This window comes from Acinetobacter pragensis (assembly GCF_001605895.1).
Taxonomy (GTDB): Bacteria; Pseudomonadota; Gammaproteobacteria; order Pseudomonadales; family Moraxellaceae; genus Acinetobacter; species Acinetobacter pragensis.
In genome coordinates this window covers 59,086-79,754 of record NZ_LUAW01000067.1, presented here as the reverse complement: position 1 = coordinate 79,754, position 20,669 = coordinate 59,086, and the positions used below count along the sequence as shown (strand labels likewise).

Sequence of the window (20,669 nt, the reverse complement as noted above, 5' to 3'; positions counted from 1 at the left end):
GTTAGGGGGAGATTTCAAGATTTTTAGAAGTAACCTTCCTGCTTTTTCTTTTCCATCGAACCTGCTTCGTCATGGTCGATCATACGGCCTTGACGTTCAGATGTGGTTGCTAAAAGCATCTCTTGGATAATTTCCGGCAAGGTTGTTGCAGTTGATTCAACCGCACCCGTCAATGGGTAACAACCTAAAGTACGGAAACGCACCGATTTCATTTGCGGCACTTCACCTTCGTTCAAACGCATGCGCTCATCGTCCACCATGATGAGTGTACCGCTGCGCTCAACCACTGGACGTTCAGCAGCCAAGTACAAAGGAACAAGCTTGATATTTTCAAGGTAGATGTATTGCCAGATATCCAGCTCAGTCCAGTTAGACAAAGGGAACACACGAATGCTTTCGCCTTTGTTTACTTTACCGTTGTACAGGTTCCAAAGTTCAGGACGCTGGTTTTTAGGATCCCAGCGGTGCTTGCTGTCACGGAAAGAATACACACGCTCTTTAGCGCGTGATTTTTCCTCGTCACGGCGCGCGCCGCCAAAAGCAGCATCAAACTGATATTTATCAAGCGCTTGCTTTAAGCCCTGAGTTTTCATGATATCAGTATATTTTGAACTGCCGTAGTCGAATGGATTAACGCCTGCGTCTTTCCCTTCTTTGTTTTGATGCACAATCAGATCAAAGCCATGTTCTTTAGCCATGTTGTCACGGAATGTAATCATGTCCTTGAACTTCCAGCCTGTATCAACATGCAGCAGCGGGAAAGGAAGTTTGGCAGGATAGAATGCTTTTAAAGCAAGATGCAGCATGACTGCAGAATCTTTACCAATAGAATAAAGCATCACTGGGTTCTCAAACTCAGCGGCAACTTCACGGATGATATGAATACTCTCAGCTTCTAGCTGTTTAAGATGAGTAAGTCTTTCCTCATTTAACGACATGGACAACACCAGCTTAGAAAAACGTGTACTTATGACACTTTTGAAAATTTATATTCATTATAGTGATTTAGTTATCTCCACTATTGCTTGTTTTATTATATTAATATGCAAATTAGTCATATAGAGGTTTTCTGATAATGCTTATCGGATTTTATTAATCAACAGCGCATATAAAACCGATTTCTGAAATTATGCGCCAATTTACCGCCAATTGCTTACAATCGTCAGCAATAACATCATAGAAAATTTATCTAAACAGCGCCTTCTTATTGCGCCTGTTCATGCTTAAAGTAAAGGCTGTTCCTCAGCGTGTGACTTCCGATGCCCTACAGCCATTTTGATCTTGAATCCTTAAAAGCGCGGTTAGAACAGGCAAAGCTTGCAGGCTTTATCTACGTGCATAATTCGAATATGCTGATCCTGCAGGAAGCCTTGAATGAAGATGCATCTGCACTGAATAATTTTGCCCAGCATGAGTTAACCGCAGATCAAATTGGCCTGCAATTTGGCCTTAGACTTTCGGATAACCAATGGCAGTTTATGATTGGACTGACCCACAGCAATCAGGACCGCAGCTATGAAATAGGCGCCGGCAGCTTAAAAGGCGATCAGCGCGCATTTAACCTGCTGTATGCCTTTTATAATTATCCCAAAGGCTTTTATAGCGTCAGCATGCCTTTGGCCGCCAATACCGATCAGCTCAAGGAAGCCATTCAACAGCAGCTGTTCAGCCTGCCAGCCCTCAGCTTTTTAAATAGCGCGGTCAAAACCAATCCCATGGGGCAGCAAGTACAATGGATGAAGGCTTTTATTATTCAGGCCGCCTTGACTATGAAAGTCCGCATTCAAACAGCCCTGCTTTAAGAAATGCATCAGAAAATGCGCCTTGCCAACAGGTTAAATCTAGATGGCCCAATACATCAAACCCAACGTAAAAATACTTCACAACAGCCGTATTTCTTCAAAATCATTTGATGGACGTGCTTTGCTGCAGAGGTTGTTAGTCTACAAATTACTATAGACCGCGTTTTACAGAAGATGCTCATCTAAAAATAGAGCTGCGATTGTTATTCTTTAAACGGCCCTTAAACCAGCGTTTCCCTGCATTCGGCTTGGGTACAAAATACGGGATGAACAGCCGAAGAAAATAAGCTTTTATCCTATTTAAAAAACTATAAATAAGCCCATAAATAAATGCGGGATTGGCTAGGTAGACAGATTAGTATATTTTATAACTGAAATGCTGCTCTTCTTATTATTTTCATTATACTTTAGCAAAGTTAAATGCTATCTTTAGCAACTGAAAACACTCAGTTATTTTACTGGAATTTTCAAGTATTTTATAAGCAAAATATGGAGATAAATATAATGTGGGAATTAATTACTCACCCGTCTAATATTATCTTCAGCATCAGCCTCTGCCTGATGTTTCTTTTCGGTATTTTTGAAATAGCGCTGGCGCTGATTGGCGGCAGCTCACATAGCGTGCTGGATCAATTTTTGTCAGATGATGCTGGACAGCCAGCCGAGCTCAGCCCAGAAACCAGCCATTCTGCTATTTCAAAAGTCTTTGACTGGATGTATTGGGGACGTGTGCCGCTGTTTATTTGGCTGATTATTTTTCTGACGGTATACAGCCTGACGGGATTAATCATTCAAGGCCTGATGCTGCATTTTACATCCATGACATTTAGCGTATGGCTGATTTCCCCTGCCTGTCTATTTTTATGCATGCCGCTGGTCCGGGTCAGCGCTCAGCTGATTTCCAGAATTTTACCGCAGGATGAAACCACAGCAATTTACAGTGAAGAGCTCATCGGGCGCACTGCCGTCATTGTATTGGGCAATGCCAAAATGAATTTTCCTGCGCAGGCCAAAGTGTATGACCAATACGGTCAATCCCACTATATCATGGTAGAGCCTGAGCTTGATGAAACTTTTGAACAGGGCCAATCTGTGGTTTTAACCCAAAAAACCAAAATTGGCTTTCAGGCGAATCTTCCTTTATAAAATCTGTGATATAAAATATTGATCAAACCAAGAACTTCATTTTATTTAAGTTCTTGCAGACCGTATAGAAAATTAACAAATAGATTTTTAATTTAAAGACAACTATAGAGAAATAACAACATGTTCGATTTTATTCCAAGCGGTATTTTGGCTACTGCCGGTGTGATCTTTGCCGCCCTTATTTTTATTGGCTTTATTCTAGCCCGCTTATACCGCCGCTCCAGCAAAGAAATTTCTTTTGTCCGTACGGGCTTTGGCGGTGAAAAGGTCATTTTAGGCGGCGGCGCAATTGTCCTGCCAGTGCTGCATGAAATCATACCGGTCAATATGAACACCTTGCGCCTAGAAGTGCGCCGCGCAGATGATCAGGCGCTGATTACCCGCGACCGCATGCGGGTAGATGTCATGGCGGAATTCTATGTGCGTGTAAAGCCTTTGGCGGAATCTATTGCCACGGCTGCGCAGACGCTGGGGCAAAAAACCATGTCGCCCAATGAACTGAAAAATTTGGTCGAAGGTAAATTTGTAGATTCATTGCGCGCAGTAGCGGCTGAAATGGCAATGGAAGAACTGCACGAAAAGCGGGTCGATTTTGTGCAGAAAGTACAGCAAGTCGTCTCTGAAGATCTGCATAAAAACGGTTTAGAATTAGAAACTGTTTCGCTCACAGGGCTGGACCAGACCGGCTTTAAATACTTCAATCCGCAAAATGCCTTCGATGCGGAAGGTTTAACCAAGCTGACTGAGACGATTGAAGACCGCCGCCGCAAGCGCAACGAAATTGAGCAGGACGCTGACCTCGCCATCCGAACCAAAAATTTAGAAGCAGAACAAGCGCGCATGCAAATTGTGCGTGAAGAAGAATATGCCAAACTGCAGCAGGAGCGTGAAATTGCCATTCGCCGCGCTGAACAATTGGCAGAAATAGCAGCGCAGGAAGCCGCAAAGAAGCGTGAGGCAGAAGAAGCCCAAATTGCGGCAGAACGTGAAGTCGATTTGAAACGCATTACTGCTGCCCGCGACGTCGAAAATCAGAACATTCAAAAATCTCAGATTATTGAACAGGCGCAGGTAGAACAAAAGAAAACCATTGAATTGGCAGAACAGATCCGCGCCATTGCCATTGCGGAAAAATCCCGCGAAGAGTCGGAAGCCAAAGCGCATGCTGACCGCGCCCGCGCAGAAGCCGTCAAAGCCGAAGAAGAAGTGATTACCGTACGTGAAACACAGCGTGCAGAACGTCAAAAAGCGGTTGAATTGGTGGCTGCGAAACAGGCGGCTGAAAAAGACGCGATTGCGATTACTGTTGCTGCCGAAGCCGGCAAACAGGCCGCAGCTGATGATGCTGAAGCCATCCGCATTGCGGCGGAAGCTTCTGCAGAACAAGCCCGCTTGAAAGCCAAAGGCGAAGCAGATGCCAAAATACTTTTGGCGCAGGCGATGGAAAAGCAGTACCAAGTCGATGCCGAAGGCACGCGCGCTGTCAATGAGGCGAATAATGTACTGTCTTCTGAACAAATTGAAATGCAGATTCGTTTAGCGATGCTGAAATACCTGCCAGAAATTATCCGTGAAAGCGTGAAACCAATGGAAAACATTGATGACATTAAAATTTTGCAAGTGAGCGGCCTGCATGGCAATCATGCTGGATCTTGCCAAGGTGACGCGCAGCATGAAGGCGGCAATGTTGCCCTGTCTGACCAAGTGGTCAACAGCGCCCTGCGCTACCGTTCTCAAGCGCCGCTTATCGACAGCCTGATGAGTGAATTGGGGATTCAAGGCGGTGACATTAACGGCCTGACACAAAGCTTGAAACAAAATGCAGGTTGATTTTCAGTGCCGGCACAGCCGGCGCTGAACTGAAAAGCCGCGGCAGTTCTCAGCGTTAAAGCGCGGCTTTTCGGAAAAATGCAATTCAAGATATACAGGCTTAAAATAATTATAAAAATAAGATACTTAATGAAAAAATTAAAAGATAGCCAGCTTCATCATTCTTAAATACCATCAACGACAAAGCGCAAACCAAATCACACTTTTAATTGGGCGGCATATGCATTTATAGTGGCGTCACTGCTTATCATGTGAAAAAGGTTTTTCAATGCGATGCACCTATTTAAATAACCAGCCAACAAAAAGACCGATCGCCGTTCACAGCCCGCCAGCAATCACTCCATTCAAATCAGGAACATCTGTATTATTTCAGCGCTGGAGCTTAACCGCCGCTTTAGGCTTCATCCTCAGCGGCTGCGCCAATGCCGATACAGTCCACATTCAACAGCATCCAATTGATGCCTTAGCTCAGCAATATGCAAAGACAGCACACCGGCAGCCTTCTGAAGGCTCCAATACAGCCTCCAAATTGAAAAACATGCGCATCATGCATATTGATTTAGATTACATCTATGATCAAGACCAAGCACAGCAAACCCGCAATATTCAAGCGCTGATACAGCGTATTCAAGTCATTCAGCCCAATAGCGTTTTTTTGCAGGCATTTGCCGACCCCGATGCCAATGGTTCCGCAGATGCTGTATATTTCCCGAATAGACATATTCCGATGCGTGAAGGCTTATTTCAGCGTGTACTGCAGCAGATCCGTCAAAGCACAGAAGTTGACGCAGTCTACGCATGGCTGCCCTTGATTGCGTGGGAGTTTCCTGAACAATATAAGCTTCGATATGTGCAAAATCGTGGGGAGAAAAAAGGCTACATCCGCATTTCGCCATTTGATGTAAAAAACCAGCGCTATACTGCCGAAATTTTCCTGGATTTTATTCAGCACAATCAGGTGGACGGCATTTTATATCATGACGATATTACCCTCAGCGATTTTGAGGATGCCAGCGCTCCTGCTCTACAGGCTTATCAGCAATGGGGCTTTGAAGGCGCATCCCTGATTGCGCAGCCGAAGCATCCTCAACAATTAAAATTCGCGCAACACAAAACCGCCTATTTAGATCAGTTTGCAGCCGGAATCAGTGACATTTTAAAACAGCGGCAACCGAACTTGCGTTTTGCCCGCAATATGTATGCGGAAGCTGCACTGAATCCAGCCAGTGAAAAATGGTTCAGTCAATCCAATGCCAGCACCTATCGGCACTATGACTACAATGCCATTATGGCGATGCCCTATATGGAAAAGGCTGATGATCACCGCCAGTTTTACTTGAACCTGATTCAGCAGGCAAAAAAATACGACCCGAATTTGAGCCGCACGATTTTTGAATTGCAGGTGACCGACTGGAATCATCAAAATAAAATTTCAGATGAAGAATTGATCGCAACTATTGCCCTGCTGGAACAGCAGGGTGTGCAGCATATCGGCTATTATCCCGATGATTTTGCCGAAGGCCACCCGAACGCGCAGCGGCTAAAAACAGCATTTGCTCAAGCAGAATAAAGCTCTGCCGCCCCGCTCTTTTTTGCCGTCAATCTGTGATTAAACCATTAAGCATTGATTTGGTAATCTTCCAGCTGACCTTTTTCTGAATAATGCAGCGTGATGTTTTTAGACTGGCGCATTTGCACAATCTCATGGGGCTGAATATTAAAGCTCCGCGCTAAGCCCTCATCATCGATATTCTCTGGCGATTGCCTGCGGTCTTCACCATGAAAGCGCACCCAGTTATAACTTGCCCAAATAAACAAGGCGCTGATAAAAATGCCGATACAGACCATCAGCTTTAACACAGAAATGCTGGTCATCGGCTGAGTCTGTTCAACCACCTGAGTATAAACCACAGTGCCTTCAAACCACCAAAACAGCAAAGTCAGCACAGGCAAGAACAGCCACATCCATAACACCCAGCCGATTGCCATTAAACCGTAGCCTGCCGATTTACGGCGTACATATTCAGGCTTGTCGATATATTCCGGCAGCTCGAGCAATGATAGATCTTTGATGATCTGAAACTCTGCATCATCCGGCTTTTGAGCCAAATTATTCATTTGCTTCATTGTTTCCATCCCCTCTAAAACCGCGGTCCGGACTGACCCAGCGGGCGCGTTTTTGTGTTTTAAAAATAGTTTTAGGCAGCGCAAATACAGTGGTCAGCATTGCCAAAATCCAGAAAAACAGCGGATACCAGATAACCCAAAAATAGTTTCTCAGCAGGCGCTGCTTGTCATAAGGACGGTCAATCCATAAGCTGATCAGAAATTGAATTAAGCAGGTCACACCTAAAATTACGCCATACCACTGCGGCATCAAAGACTGAATGGCCCACTCGCCGGGCAATGAGAAAAACAGCCCGTAGAAATACAGCGCAAAAATACCGAACATGACATAGGCCCACAGCACGCTGACTATCGACTCAAAAGCAATCGGCCACATGCGTCTTAGACGCCATTTAAAAATTTTCGGCAAATACGCGAACAGCACTTCTATGCCGCCCTGCGCCCAGCGCAGCCGCTGTTTCCATAAGCCTTTAAAAGTTTCCGGCATATAAATATAGCAAAGCGCTTGAGGCACATAGTGCAGATCCCAATGATCAAACTGCAGACGCCATGACACATCAATATCTTCTGTGATCATGTCATCACGCCAATAACCAATGCGGTCGAGCGCTGTTTTTCGAAAACCTGCAATTGCGCCTGAGACTGTAAAAATACGGCCATAGGTCCGCTGCGCGCGCTTAATCAGGCCAATAATGGAAGAGAATTCCCCCACCTGAATTTTGCCTAAAATACTGGAGCGGTTCACAATGCGCGGATTGCCCGTTACAGCCCCTACACGCGGGAAGCTGGTGAGATGGTGCATCATCCACAGCACAGAATGCGGATGCAGCAGCGCATCACCATCAATACACACCAAATATTCAAATTGGCTGACCATTGCACCTGCCCGAAGCGCATAGGCTTTGCCCTGATTCTCGGCTAAATGCACGACCCGAAGTTTTGGATACTGCAGTGCCAGCTGATCTAAAATCTCTGCAGTGCGGTCTTTGCTGCCGTCATTGACGGCAATCACTTCAAAATTGGGATACTGCGACTGCATGGCATAGCGGATAGTCTCATGCACCTGCGCCTCTTCATTGAAACACGGTACGATAATGCTGCATCCAGCAACGCTCGGCTCAGGCAATTCCGGCTGTTGCCATTCACGTTTTAAATAAAACCAAATGCCGCCCGCAATCCAAATCCACGCCATAAACAGCGGATATAAAAAAGCAAAGCCAAAAAACAAATCATTAAAGCTGAATTCAGGAAATTGCATTATTTAGCGCCTCCCTGCAGATACGGATCACGGTAAGTCAGCGGACTTCCATTTAAGCTGAGATTCTGATAAAGATTGCACTGAACGCGCTCGCCATCATTTAATTGATAATTATTGATGCCAATTTTTTGAATAGACGCCGATCGAAGCGTTTGATAATTCTTTTGATAGCGCTTCCAGTCCTTGCTGCTCATATTCGGATTCAGGTCCAGACTGACAATCAGGCGCTGTTTTTGTTCGGCATCCAGCATATGAACAGCTTTCACAAACGCCTTAAATGTTTCAGGCTGCTGTACGGGGTTCATACTCAGATATAAAAAATCGGATGTGCTCAGCGCTTGCTTGACCAAGGGCTGCAAACCGCTTAAATCATCGCCTTTCAAATTCAGTTTTAGCGCTGTCTGATTGTCATTGCTGATATTTGAATAATGATGCGCCTGCGCCTTGCTGCGTTCTTTAATAGCGATAATCCGCTTCACTTGCTGCATGCAGGCTTCAGACCACTGCGTTTGGCTGACCGCACAGTCCAATGCATGGCCTGCATCCAAAACTAGACCTTCCAATGAACTGTTGTTCTTCATTAAATCTGCTGTCAGGTCTGCAAGATTAATACCCTGCTGCAATTCCAGGTTGATGGGCAATTCGGCGTAAACTCGGTTCGAAATTCGGGTTCTGGCTTGCCAAACTGTGCGGTTCAGCAAATCCTGCTGCATCGGCAATTTTGAATTAGGGAAAAATAGTGCATCAATTTTTCCATCACCGTCATGGTCAATCGCTGTTTGAAGCAGCAACGTATTACTCTTCAATGCACTGACTTGATCCAGCAGCTGTCCCAGTTTTTGATCAAACTCTGCAGTGCTTTGACTTTGCAGCTGCGCCAAATTAAAACCTAAAAAGCTTTTACGCTGCTTATACGGCGCTCGGGCTTCATTGATAAAATCATCCATATTTTGATGAATTTGCTCCGGCATCGGATTATCCATAATCAGCGCGCGCTGATAGGTATGCGCCGAATCTGCCAAACTGACCACATTGCCCAGACTGAACGACATTGGTAACCCGGCTTGACGGGCATATCCTTCAATTTCAGGCGTTACCGCACCATAAGGCCAAAATATAGCCAAACTGTTAATGCCTAGTTGGCGGTCGAGTTCCTGTTTTGATTTTTTCAAATCCGCCACAATGCGCTGCTCAAACTCAGTATCGTTTTCATAGCGTTTTTCGGCTGCAAAATACTGACGGGTAATCGCAGCCGGCTCCATATTCTGCTGAGGATTGGCCAAAATGCCGCGGTGCATATTATCTGAGTGTGAAACAAACTCCGCCAGTCCTGACTTCTGCATCTCCCGCATCTGATCCCAAGTCATCAGATTGCCAGCACCATACGCCTCAAAAGCATCTTTGGTATTGCCGTTGATCCAGCTGGTCGGAATCGCAAATACGGCGGGATAATTGTATTCTTTCAGCAACGGGAAAACCTTGCTGTGGCTGCTGAGCGCGCCATCATCAAAAGTCAGCATAAGGGCTTTTTCTGGCAGCTTCTGCTGCTTCAGTCTGGCCTGCATAACATCATTCAAACGTATAGGCTGCCAGCCTTCCCGTTTTATCCAAGCAAAAAACTGCCCTAAATTTTGAGTGCTGATGGCATACACATCGCGGTCGCCGCGTTTAGCCACATCATCGCGAACATCATGAAAAGTTAAAGTCACAAACTGATTCTGGCGCAGTTCGTCCTCATTCACTGATAAGGCCGCACCTGCATCTTGTGCATGGATATCCGCAGCATTCAGGCAGAATGAACTGAGCGGCAACAACAGCCCCAAAGCCAAGCTTTGCTTGAATAGTTTTAATTTCATTTTATTTTTCATTAGAAACGCCCCTCAAATCCAACCGTCGCATAGCTTCTGTTTTCGTCCTCACCGTCATACGGATGAGAGCCCCAGCCTATGCCATAATTCAATTTCCAGGTGCGAGACAATCGCCAATCATGCTGATAGTACACATTGTAAATTGGCTTATCTGAATATCCCTTTTGCCCGAATGTGCCTATTGTTGCTGCGAAATGCTGGCTGAAATGCCGGTCATAATTGCGCCATGTCATCCAGTCATGCTCTAAGGTCAATTCTGCGCTATAGCTGTTTTCAGGGTTAAAATACGGTACATCTACCCGATCATTTTGACCATAATAGCCGCGAAGTATGGCCGCAGTAATATGATGCGGCGACTGCTGCAGCTGCTGTTTAAAATAGGCAGAAAGTTCCTGACGGCTGTTGCCGTCATCAATATCCGTGAGCTGAAAAGCAGCGCCAGCTTTGCGTGATTCATTCTGCTGCCAGTTCAATCCCAATTGATATGACTGGCCTTCATGGCCTTGGGCCAGTGACTGCAATGGAATATCCGCCTGGCTGTCATAGCCCAGTGCATAGTTCCAATGATCATTCAGCCACTGCGCCCAGTTCAGCTGCACGCCAAAACGGTCACCGTCAGTACTCTGCGACAGCAAAGCTGAAGCCGCTTTACGGTCAGACGACCATTCCGCACCTAGCCCAATACGCTGATCCTTTAATTTTCCAGACTCATACTTGGCCCAGCGGTTGCTGTGGTCTGCAAACAGGCGGTAATTTTCGTAAAACCAAGGACTATTAACGCGTGTCCAGTTTTCTTGTTCCCGTGAACCTTTTAAACGTCCCAGCAAAGCATCATTATCAGAGTCGCTTTTTGAAAATGCGCTTTGATGCTGAATGGTCGCCCAATCACGGTCATCCAGTTCTTTTTTACTTTGCCGAACACCGGTATCGTCACTTAAATTCTTGAGCAAATACTCATTCATCGCGCGCCATGCCTGTATTTGATTTAAGGCTTGAAAGTTTTGCATGCGGTTAACTTGCGTTGCCTGATTCACAGGCTCCAAGCTGTTCAGCTGATTTAAGGTTTGCTGTGACTGTTCAGGCTTTTCACGCCAGCGCTGCACCAGCGCCAAATTATTCTGGTAACCGATATTGCCCGGCGCCTTTTCCGTCAGCGCATTGAAATATTTTTCAGCTTTATGGTGCTCATTGCGGTACGCATAATTCAGCCCTTTCAGCGCAATAAATTCCGCACGGTCACTATGCGGCGCTTTATCTACCCCTTTGGCATTGCTGTACACAAAGGTCGGTAGCTGCTGATCCATCACATCAACCAGCTGATCAGCTTCTTTAAATTTTTCCTGCTCAATTAAACTGTAATACAGTCCTGCATAAACGTTATAGTCCGCATAATTTTTCTCGGCAAACAGACTTTTATACAGCTGTTCCGCCTGTTGCGGCTGACGGTTTCTTAAATGGCTCTCCGCTAAGGCATGCCTGACATACGCAGGCAGTTCCATTGCGTTTAATTGTATTTTTCCTGCTTGAGCAATAGCCTGCCGAGACGAATTTCGTGCATTCAGCGCAAATATATATTCATAATAGAATTTCCGCTGGCTGGCTGAATCTGCTGGCAAATTCACTTCATAAGCCTGCATATCCGCAATCACGGCATCCAGAGATGCAAAAGCCTCAGCTCCGCGCTTCATATCAAATGCATTTTTTGACGACTGAATGCCCTGCTGAATCCGCTGTGAAAATTCATTCATTTTTAACAGATGCTGCAGTGCCGGGCGTGAAACATTCATGCCGTTTGCCTGAAGATATTGTTCCGCTTTAGCAAAATCACTGTTTTGAATTAACGCCAGCACATACTGCTCTTGAGTATCTAGAGTCACTTTCTTATCCAGCGCCAGCTGAGCGGCCTGCAATGAATCTGCAGGCATTTCCAACAAGCGGTAGGCATATGCCAGCTGCGATAAGTAGTCTGCACTGAAAGTCTGTAAATCCAGCCCCGCAAGCTTTTTTCTCGCTAACGTGTGCTGTCCCGACTCGGCCAGCAATACACCTTGCCAGATTTTCCATTGTTCAGAATGATCAGCGAGATAAAAATTTTCTGTCCATAGCAGCGCCAGATAATATTGTTTAAGATCACGCAGCCCTTTAACCGCGCTGACTTTACCGTAATCAGGAAAATCAGCAGGCACAATTTGGCTTAAATAGATGATGTCATCTGTTGAAAATTTCGCATTTGCATAACGCAGCACAATATAGTCTGCAATGAGTTTTTGATTGTTTGGATACAGCCTTAATAGTGTTTTTAACTGACGAAAGCCTTGATCAGTGTTGCCGGCGCGGATATCGGCCACACTTTTTTCCCGCTGCTGATCAATCGAATCAGCAGCAAGCCCTAATATTGGAAGACCCGTAAAAATAGATAAAAAGCAAAATTGGCATAAATATGTCTTATTGAGCATGATTATTCACATTAATGAAGTAATATTTATAAACCGCCACATAATGTGACTTGGTTCGCATTATAATTCATTGGTTTGATTATTTTTTGATTAATTTTCTCTTTTTATGTAACTTAACCATCAGAATGAATGCTCAATCCAAGTCTGATGCCTTTAACTTTATATATTTCATATTTATTTTATACATAAAAAAAGCCCCCATAATAGGAGCTTTTTCATGCCATTATTAACTTATTCAGCTAAGAACACTTAAGCCAGGTTTTTATCCTTCAGCACTTGCAGCATAGTCGATCCTAATTCTGCAGGACTGCGGGTATAAGCCATACCCGCTTTTTCAAATGCAGCGAATTTTTCCTCTGCAGTGCCTTTCCCGCCTGAAATAATAGCGCCGGCATGCCCCATGCGCTTGCCTTTCGGCGCAGTTACGCCAGCAATATAGCCAACCACAGGTTTAGTCACATGCGCTTGAATATATTCGGCCGCCTCTTCTTCTGCAGTACCGCCAATCTCACCGATCATGATGATCGCTTCGGTTTGAGGGTCTTCTTGGAACAGCTTCAAGCAATCGATTTGGTTCATCCCTGGAATTGGGTCACCGCCAATGCCAATACAGGTTGACTGGCCTAATCCAAGTTTTGTGGTTTGGGCGACCGCCTCATAGGTCAGCGTGCCTGAACGCGAAATAATGCCGATTTTACCTGCCTGATGAATATGTCCCGGCATAATGCCGATTTTACATTCACCCGGTGTGATAATACCCGGACAGTTTGGCCCGATAATCCGCGCATTATTGCCATAAGTTTCTAAATAGCGTTTGGCTTTGAGCATGTCCAGTGTCGGCACGCCTTCTGTAATCACAACAATCAGCTCAATGCCCGAATCAATAGACTCAATAATCGAATCTAAAACAAAAGGAGCAGGCACATAAATTGAAGTCGCATTTGCACCGGTTTCTTTTACCGCTTCTTTCATGGTATTAAACACAGGCAGATTCAAATGCGTTTGACCGCCTTTGCCCGGTGTTACCCCGCCCACCACTTTTGTACCGTAAGCTATCGACTGTTCAGAGTGAAATGTGCCGTTTTTGCCTGTAAAGCCTTGTACCAATACTTTTGTGTCTTTATTTACTAATACGCTCATGATTGATACTCCTTAAGCTTTTACTGCAGCAACAATTTTTTCTGCCGCATCGGCTAAGCCGTTCGCAGAAATTAAAGTTAAACCTGATTCATCAAGCAGTTTTGCACCCAGTTCAGCATTATTGCCTTCTAAACGAACCACAACGGGTACAGTCACATTCACTTCTTGAACCGCAGCAATAATTGCTTCAGCAATCATGTCACAGCGTACAATGCCGCCAAAGATGTTAATCAATACACCTTTCACAGAAGCATCAGATAAAATAATTTTAAACGCTTCAATTACGCGCTCTTTGGTTGCGCCGCCGCCTACATCCAGGAAGTTTGCCGGCTGGCCGCCGTATAACTTAATGATATCCATGGTTGCCATGGCAAGGCCTGCGCCATTCACCATACACCCGATATTGCCTTCCAGCGCCACGTAGTTCAGATCAAACTCAGAAGCCTTCAGCTCACGCTCATTTTCTTGCGATTTATCGCGCATAGCCGATATTTCAGGCAACCTGTACAGCGCATTCGAATCGATACCCACTTTTGCGTCTACACACAAAATTTCACCATTTTCGCGTACAGACAGCGGGTTGATTTCAAATAGCGCAAAATCATTCTCAATAAAGGCTTGATAGGCCGCTGTCATGATTTTAACAAATTGGTTAATCTGCTCATTTTTCAAATTTAACGCAAAACCGACTTCCCGCGCTTGAAAAGGCTGTAAACCGACTAAAGGATCTACCTCAACCTTAATAATTTTTTCAGGGGTTTCTTCGGCGACTTTTTCAATTTCTACACCGCCCTCTGTAGAAGCCATGAAGGTCACACGGCGGCTGGAACGGTCAACAACTGCGCCCAAATACAACTCGCGCTCTACAGGATAAACATCTTCAGCCACTAAAATACTGTTAACAGGCTGGCCATTTGCATCTGTTTGATAGGTCACCAAGCGTGTGCCAATAATGCTGTTGGCATAATCGGCAGCTTCCTGTGCAGTTTTAACGACTTTTACGCCGCCAGCCTTACCGCGGCCTCCTGCATGCACCTGCGCTTTTAGAACGGCGAATTTACCGCCCAGCTGCTCAAATGCTTTTACCGTTTCCTCTGCATTGGTTGCTAAAATGCCTTCTTGTACCGGCATCCCATATTTTTTTAATAACGCTTTCGCTTGATACTCGTGTAAATTCATTGTGTACCTTTTACTGTTTTTTCGCTTTGTTATTACCCATCAGCATCTGACATCCCTCATCAGCACTGATCATTTTTAAAACTTTCTTATCTTTATTTTTAGATGATTGTTCAAATAAAAACAACCACCAAATACAAAAAGAGCGGCCTAAGCCGCTCTTTTTTTCATCTTATTTGCGTTTACGCTGAATCGCGTGAATCGCACGTCCATCGACTGCAAGCGCAGCTTCATGAACAACTTCAGAGAATGTCGGGTGACCGAAAGTCATCAGCTGAAGGTCTTCAACACTTGATACAAACTCAAGCGCGATCATGCCTTGGTGAACGATGTCGGACGCAGCTGGACCAATCACGTGCATACCCAATAAACGGTCAGTTTTCGCATCAGCAACAAACTTAACAAAACCTGCATTTTCACCTGCAGCCATTGCACGGCCATTGGCAGCGAAACCGAATTGACCCGTTTTAACTTCGTGGCCTTTTTCTTTTGCTTGCTCTTCTGTTAAACCAACCCACGCCGCTTCCGGATGAGTGTAGATTACAGAAATAATCGTGTCGTAGTTGACTTGAGCTGCATGACCGTGAATACGTTCAACAGCCATTACGCCTTCTTCCATTGCTTTATGCGCAAGCATTGGACCGCGTACCAAGTCACCAATTGCGTATACGCCGTCTACAGACGTTGCACACCAATCGTTAACTTCAACCAAACCGCGTTCAGTCAGTTTGATACCGCAATCATCAGCCAATAGGCCTTCAGCATAAGCACGACGGCCAACACAAACGATCAACTTGTCAAAAGCTTGAGTTTTTTCTTCGCCGCCTTGCGTGTACTTCACAGTAACTTCTGCACCGTTCACTTCAGTACCAGCAACTTTAGCGCCAACGCGAATGTCTAAACCTTGTTTAGTCAAAAGCTTTTGGTAATCTTTCGCCAAAGTTTTGTCAGCCATTGGCAAGAATGCATCCATTGCTTCAAACACAACAACTTCTGCACCTAGACGGCGCCAAACAGAACCAAGCTCTAGACCAATAACGCCTGCACCAATCACACCTAAACGCTTAGGCACTTCTTGGAATTCTAAAGCGCCAGTAGAGTCAACAATGATGTCTTGATCTACAGGTGCTACAGGGATATTTACAGGGACAGAACCCGTCGCAAGAATGACAAATTTAGGCTCTAAAACTTGAGTTTCACCTTCGTGAGAAACAAATTCTACTTTTTTACCTGCAAGTAATTTACCCGTACCTTTTAACCATTCAATACCGTTACCTTTAAGCAGGCCATCGATACCCATTGTTAATTGGTCAACAATTTTATCTTTACGAGCAAGAAGCTTAGCAAGATCAAACTTCACATCGCCTGTAGTGATACCGTGGTCATCTAAGTGATGAACAGTATCTTCATAACGGTGAGAAGAATCTAAAAGCGCTTTAGATGGGATGCAGCCCACGTTTAAGCAAGTACCGCCTAAAGATGGCTTGCCTTTGTGAATGCGTTTTTCAATGCAGGCTACTTTAAAGCCTAATTGTGCAGCGCGGATTGCAGCTTCATAACCGCCAGGACCGCCGCCGATAACAACTAAATCAAATTGCTGAGACATGTGTATCTCCAAAAATGGGCTTAGAGGATCGCTCTAAGCCCATGGTTTTATTCTGAAGTATTAAAGATCAAGGATGAGTTTAGCTGGCTCTTCTAACAATTCTTTGATTGTTACAAGGAAACCTACAGCTTCTTTACCATCGATTAAACGGTGATCATAAGAAAGCGCTAAGTACATCATTGGAAGAATTTCTACTTGACCATTTACAGCCATTGGGCGCTCTTGGATTTTATGCATGCCAAGAATCGCAGTTTGCGGCGTGTTTAAAATTGGAGTAGAAAGCAATGAACCGAAAGTACCACCATTTGTAATAGTGAAAGTACCGCCAGTCATGTCTTCAATACCTAATTTACCGTCACGCGCTTTGCCAGCGTATGCACGAATGCCGTTTTCAACTTCAGCATAGTTCATGCGGTCTGTATCACGAAGAACAGGAACCACTAAACCGCGTTCAGAAGACACTGCTACACCGATGTCATAGAAACCGTGGTAAACGATATCGTCGCCGTCAATAGACGCGTTTACAGCTGGGTAACGCTTAAGCGCTTCAGTTGCAGCTTTAACAAAGAATGACATAAAGCCAAGACGTGCACCGTGACGCTTTTCAAAAGCATCTTTGTACTGAGCACGCATTTCCATGATTGGCTTCATGTTCACTTCGTTGAACGTAGTCAGCATTGCTGTTTCTTGAGTTGCCGCAAGAAGGCGTTCAGCTACACGTTTACGAAGGCGAGTCATTGGAACGCGTTTTTCAACACGCTCACCAACTGCAACACTTAGAGGCGCAGCTGCTGGAGCAGCAGGCTTAGCTTGATGATTAGCAACATCTTCTTTCGTGATGCGGCCACCGCGGCCAGAACCTGCTACGTCAGCAGCATTGATACCAGTTTCAGTCAATGCTTTACGCACAGCAGGCGCTTGGTCAGATACAGGCTGAGCGCGTTCAACTACAGGCGCGTTGCCTGCTTCTGTTTTCGCAGCAGCTTGTTCTACTTTCGCTTCAGATTGAACTGCTTGAGTTTCAGCAGCGCCAGAAAGCGCGCCTTCTTCAAACTGTGCAATCACTTCAGCAGAAAGCACTGTGTCGCCTTCATTTTTAATGATAGATGCAATTGTACCGTCAGCAGGAGCAACAACTTCTAAAACAACTTTATCTGTTTCAATATCGCAAATGACTTCATCACGCGATACTGCTTCACCAGGCTGTTTGTGCCAAGTTGCGATTGTTCCGTCAGCAACTGACTCTGGGAATACCGGTGCTTTAATTTCGGTTGCCATTACTAAGAATCTCCTGTTATTCAGCTACGATCGCTAAAGCGTCATTTACGAGCTGAGCTTGTTGTTTTGCATGCAAATATGGTGAACCGCAAGCCGGTGCAGCAGATGCTTCACGGCCAGCATAACTGATACGCACTTGTTTACCAGCTTTCATTACGTCGTCATATAAACGAGGCGCAATGAACAACCAAGCACCTTGGTTTTTCGGTTCTTCTTGAGTCCAAACTACTTCTGTTACGTTTGGATAAGAAGCAAGCACTTCTGCAATACGCTGTTCTGGGTATGGATACAACTGTTCAATACGAACGATTGCAGTGTTGTTCAATTCTTTTTCACGGCGTTTTTCAAGCAAGTCGTAATAAACTTTACCGCCGCAAAGCACAAGACGCGTTACGTCTGATTTGCTGATGCTGTCGACTTCATCAATCACAGTCTGGAATGTTCCAGTTGCAAGCTCTTCTAAAGTAGACGTTGCAAGTTTGTGACGAAGCAATGACTTCGGTGAAGTCACAATCATTGGCTTACGGATTGGACGGATCGCTTGACGGCGCATCGCATGGAAAATCTGCGCAGGCGTAGTCGGTGTAATCACTTGCATGTTGTCTTCAGCGCACAGCTGTAAGAAACGTTCTAAACGTGAAGATGAGTGCTCTGGGCCCTGACCTTCAAAGCCGTGCGGAAGCAATAATGTAAGACCGCAAACACGCTCCCACTTCGTTTCACCCGATGAAATAAACTGATCGATAACCACTTGTGCGCAGTTTGCGAAGTCACCGAATTGCGCTTCCCAAATGATCAAGCTTTTCGGTAAAGTCGTTGAATAACCGTATTCAAATGCCAATACTGCCATTTCAGACAATAAAGAATCATAAATAGCTGTACGCGGCTGGTTTTCTTTCAAGTTGCATAATGGGATGTAAGTCGAACCATCTACTTGGTTATGCAATTTTGCATGGCGGTGCGAGAATGTTCCGCGGCCAACGTCTTCACCAGTTAAACGGAATAAGTAGCCTTCATCCAAAACTGTTGCATACGCTAAAGTTTCAGCTGCGCCCCAGTTCAGCGGCATTTCGCCAGTCTGCATTTTCAGGCGGTCATCAATCACTTTCGCAACTTGACGCTGCATCACGAAGCCTTCTGGAAGCTCACGCATTTTTGCGCCAAGTTCTTTTAAGCGTTCGATTGGGAAAGTCGTATCCCAATCGTCGGTATATTCATGGCCTAAGTAAGGTGTCCAGTCCACAAACATTTTAGTGTTCGGCTCTAGAACTAAAGCATTCGCAACATGTTTGCCTGCTTCAAGGTCTGAACGGTACTGTTCAACCATCGCATCAGCAGAAGCGCGGTCCAACACACTTTGCTGTACCAGCTGATCAGCATAAAGCGTACGCGTTGTCGCTTTTTTATTGATAATTTGGTACATCATCGGCTGAGTCGCTGCCGGCTCGTCCGCTTCGTTGTGACCGCGGCGGCGGTAGCAGAACATGTCAATCACGACATCTTTACGGAAAGTATGACGGAAATCATGCGCCAGCTGAGCAACAAACATTACAGATTCAGGATCATCGCCATTCACATGGAAAATCGGCGCCTGAATCATTTTTGCGATATCAGTACAATATTCTGTAGAACGCGCATCACGCGGATCAGACGTTGTGAAGCCCACTTGGTTGTTAACCACAATGTGAACGGTACCGCCCACTGTGTAACCGCGTGTTTGCGACATCTGGAAAGTTTCTTGGTTTACGCCTTGGCCTGCAAATGCGGCATCACCGTGAACGATCACCGGCAATACATCATCACCGCCAATGTCTTTACGGCGTACTTGGCGCGCGCGGACTGAACCTTCAACAACCGGCCCAACAATTTCCAAATGCGATGGGTTAAACGCCAATGCCAAGTGAACTTCGCCGCCTGGAGTCATTACGTTTGAAGAGAAACCTTGGTGATACTTAACATCGCCAGAACCTTTTTTCGCTAAAGTTTTACCTTCAAATTCGCCAAAAAGGTCAGCTGGGTTTTTACCCATGATGTTGACAAGAAGGTTTAAACGGCCACGGTGAGGCATGCCGATTACAACTTCTTTACAGCCTACAGAACCTGCACGCTGAATCAGCTCATTCACCATTGGAATGAAAGATTCACCGCCTTCCACACCAAAGCGCTTCGCACCGACAAATTTATTGCCGAGGTATTTTTCCAGACCTTCAGCAGCCGTCAAGCGTTCCAGCAGGTGTTTCTTTTGATCTGCATTAAAGCCGAATTGGCCGCGTGCACTTTCCAAACGCTGCTGAATCCAGCGTTTTTCTTTGGTATCCACAATGTGCATGTATTCAGCGCCAATTGAAGCGCAGTAAGTCGCTTCCATGGCTTGAACCATTTCACCCAGCGTAGCTTCAGCTTTACCAATTGCCAAGTTGCCGGTATTGAATGGAGTATCTAAATCAGATTGAGTCAATCCATGCGCTGCAAGATCTAGATCAGGCACGATTTCACGTTTAGCCAGACCTAAAGGATCAAGTTTTGCTTTTTGATGACCGCGGTTACGGTAAGCAGCAATAAGTTGCAATACGCCAATTTGACGGCGCTCATGCTCAGAACTTACTGCACTTTGAACTACAGGCTGAACACGGCTTGAATTACGTCCTAATAATAGGAATTGCTCACGTACATTGCTGTGCGGCTGATCGCCTTTAGGGAATTTATCGAAGTATTCGCGCCAGTCAGCTTCTACTGAGTCTGGAGCTGTCAAATACTGCTCGTAAAGTTCTTCAATATACGCTGCACTGTCAGCGGAAAGTTCAGTGTCAAGACGCAGTGCGTCAGCAACTTCTTGCATTTGTGGACCCATTTCCTATTGCAAAAACATTTCAGGATGCTTTTTAAGCGAACCCATGATCATTAATGTCAAATTGGTAACATGACATTAGTCCCCATTAGGCTTAAGCCATGAGGCGCGTTATCACTACATTAGGAATTCCC

Annotated in this window: 14 protein-coding genes; 4 read left to right on the top strand and 10 right to left on the bottom strand. The window is 45.3% G+C overall.

Annotation, left to right across the window (positions count from 1 at the left end; translation table 11 throughout):
• Positions 1-23: 23 nt before the first annotated feature.
• The gene (gene cysD, locus AZH43_RS17200) at positions 24-938 is read right to left on the bottom strand and encodes a sulfate adenylyltransferase subunit CysD (protein WP_067672443.1); all 915 of its coding nucleotides are present in this window, start codon (positions 936-938) and stop codon (positions 24-26) included.
• A gap of 321 nt (positions 939-1,259) precedes the next feature.
• Between cysD and AZH43_RS17195 the strand changes: the two genes are divergently transcribed.
• The 4 genes from AZH43_RS17195 (at position 1,260) to pgaB (AZH43_RS17180) (ending at position 6,348) form a co-directional block, all read left to right on the top strand.
• A complete protein-coding gene (locus AZH43_RS17195; RefSeq protein WP_067672440.1) occupies positions 1,260-1,802 on the top strand; it encodes a hypothetical protein in 543 nt (180 codons plus the stop codon).
• Positions 1,803-2,306: 504 nt separating this feature from the next.
• Positions 2,307-2,948 (top strand): YqiJ family protein, encoded by a 642-nt coding sequence (locus AZH43_RS17190; protein WP_067672486.1) that lies wholly within the window; start codon positions 2,307-2,309, stop codon positions 2,946-2,948.
• 120 nt (positions 2,949-3,068) lie between these two features.
• On the top strand, positions 3,069-4,778 hold the full coding sequence (locus tag AZH43_RS17185; protein ID WP_067672437.1) for a flotillin family protein: 1,710 nt from the start codon (positions 3,069-3,071) through the stop codon (positions 4,776-4,778).
• A 268-nt stretch (positions 4,779-5,046) separates the two neighbouring features.
• Entirely contained in the window at positions 5,047-6,348 is a 1,302-nt protein-coding gene (gene pgaB, locus AZH43_RS17180) for a poly-beta-1,6-N-acetyl-D-glucosamine N-deacetylase PgaB (protein WP_081406854.1), read from the top strand.
• Between the two features lie 47 nt (positions 6,349-6,395).
• On the opposite strand, the gene pgaD is transcribed toward pgaB (AZH43_RS17180), so the two are convergent.
• The 9 genes from pgaD to AZH43_RS17135 form a co-directional block, all read right to left on the bottom strand.
• Positions 6,396-6,905 (bottom strand): poly-beta-1,6-N-acetyl-D-glucosamine biosynthesis protein PgaD, encoded by a 510-nt coding sequence (gene pgaD, locus AZH43_RS17175; RefSeq protein ID WP_227509845.1) that lies wholly within the window; start codon positions 6,903-6,905, stop codon positions 6,396-6,398.
• Positions 6,889-8,163: a poly-beta-1,6-N-acetyl-D-glucosamine synthase gene (gene pgaC, locus AZH43_RS17170; protein WP_067672434.1), complete on the bottom strand. Its 1,275-nt coding sequence runs from the start codon at positions 8,161-8,163 to the stop codon at positions 6,889-6,891. Before pgaC ends, pgaD begins: the two co-directional genes overlap by 17 nt.
• Positions 8,163-10,031 carry a poly-beta-1,6-N-acetyl-D-glucosamine N-deacetylase PgaB gene (gene pgaB, locus AZH43_RS17165; protein WP_067672431.1) on the bottom strand — a complete coding sequence of 623 codons (1,869 nt, stop codon included), beginning with the start codon at positions 10,029-10,031 and terminating at the stop codon, positions 8,163-8,165. The genes pgaC and pgaB (AZH43_RS17165) overlap by 1 nt, the downstream gene beginning before the upstream one ends.
• On the bottom strand, positions 10,031-12,487 hold the full coding sequence (pgaA, locus tag AZH43_RS17160; RefSeq protein ID WP_067672428.1) for a poly-beta-1,6 N-acetyl-D-glucosamine export porin PgaA: 2,457 nt from the start codon (positions 12,485-12,487) through the stop codon (positions 10,031-10,033). Before pgaA ends, pgaB (AZH43_RS17165) begins: the two co-directional genes overlap by 1 nt.
• Positions 12,488-12,736: 249 nt before the next feature.
• Positions 12,737-13,627, bottom strand: a complete 891-nt coding sequence (sucD, locus tag AZH43_RS17155) for a succinate--CoA ligase subunit alpha (RefSeq protein ID WP_067672425.1) — start codon at positions 13,625-13,627, stop codon at positions 12,737-12,739.
• 12 nt (positions 13,628-13,639) lie between these two features.
• Complete coding sequence (gene sucC / locus AZH43_RS17150) at positions 13,640-14,806, bottom strand: ADP-forming succinate--CoA ligase subunit beta (RefSeq protein WP_067672422.1); 1,167 nt, start codon at positions 14,804-14,806, stop codon at positions 13,640-13,642.
• Between the two features lie 169 nt (positions 14,807-14,975).
• Positions 14,976-16,409 carry a dihydrolipoyl dehydrogenase gene (lpdA, locus tag AZH43_RS17145; RefSeq protein WP_067672419.1) on the bottom strand — a complete coding sequence of 478 codons (1,434 nt, stop codon included), beginning with the start codon at positions 16,407-16,409 and terminating at the stop codon, positions 14,976-14,978.
• A gap of 60 nt (positions 16,410-16,469) precedes the next feature.
• On the bottom strand, positions 16,470-17,687 hold the full coding sequence (gene odhB / locus AZH43_RS17140; RefSeq protein WP_067672416.1) for a 2-oxoglutarate dehydrogenase complex dihydrolipoyllysine-residue succinyltransferase: 1,218 nt from the start codon (positions 17,685-17,687) through the stop codon (positions 16,470-16,472).
• Between the two features lie 16 nt (positions 17,688-17,703).
• On the bottom strand, positions 17,704-20,526 hold the full coding sequence (locus tag AZH43_RS17135) for a 2-oxoglutarate dehydrogenase E1 component (RefSeq protein WP_067672477.1): 2,823 nt from the start codon (positions 20,524-20,526) through the stop codon (positions 17,704-17,706).
• Between the last annotated feature and the right edge of the window lie 143 nt (positions 20,527-20,669).

Bases quoted from the DNA above. Each gene is read 5' to 3' on its own strand.
- AZH43_RS17135 (WP_067672477.1), bottom strand. From the start codon at position 20,526: ATGCAAGAAGTTGCTGACGCACTGCGTCTTGACACTGAACTTTCCGCT.
- pgaB (WP_067672431.1), bottom strand. From the start codon at position 10,031: ATGAAAAATAAAATGAAATTAAAACTATTCAAGCAAAGCTTGGCTTTG.
- sucC (WP_067672422.1), bottom strand. From the start codon at position 14,806: ATGAATTTACACGAGTATCAAGCGAAAGCGTTATTAAAAAAATATGGG.
- pgaB (WP_081406854.1), top strand. From the start codon at position 5,047: ATGCGATGCACCTATTTAAATAACCAGCCAACAAAAAGACCGATCGCC.
- pgaA (WP_067672428.1), bottom strand. From the start codon at position 12,487: ATGCTCAATAAGACATATTTATGCCAATTTTGCTTTTTATCTATTTTT.
- AZH43_RS17185 (WP_067672437.1), top strand. From the start codon at position 3,069: ATGTTCGATTTTATTCCAAGCGGTATTTTGGCTACTGCCGGTGTGATC.
- lpdA (WP_067672419.1), bottom strand. From the start codon at position 16,409: ATGTCTCAGCAATTTGATTTAGTTGTTATCGGCGGCGGTCCTGGCGGT.
- AZH43_RS17195 (WP_067672440.1), top strand. From the start codon at position 1,260: ATGCCCTACAGCCATTTTGATCTTGAATCCTTAAAAGCGCGGTTAGAA.
- pgaC (WP_067672434.1), bottom strand. From the start codon at position 8,163: ATGCAATTTCCTGAATTCAGCTTTAATGATTTGTTTTTTGGCTTTGCT.
- pgaD (WP_227509845.1), bottom strand. From the start codon at position 6,905: ATGAAGCAAATGAATAATTTGGCTCAAAAGCCGGATGATGCAGAGTTT.
- sucD (WP_067672425.1), bottom strand. From the start codon at position 13,627: ATGAGCGTATTAGTAAATAAAGACACAAAAGTATTGGTACAAGGCTTT.
- odhB (WP_067672416.1), bottom strand. From the start codon at position 17,687: ATGGCAACCGAAATTAAAGCACCGGTATTCCCAGAGTCAGTTGCTGAC.
- AZH43_RS17190 (WP_067672486.1), top strand. From the start codon at position 2,307: ATGTGGGAATTAATTACTCACCCGTCTAATATTATCTTCAGCATCAGC.
- cysD (WP_067672443.1), bottom strand. From the start codon at position 938: ATGTCGTTAAATGAGGAAAGACTTACTCATCTTAAACAGCTAGAAGCT.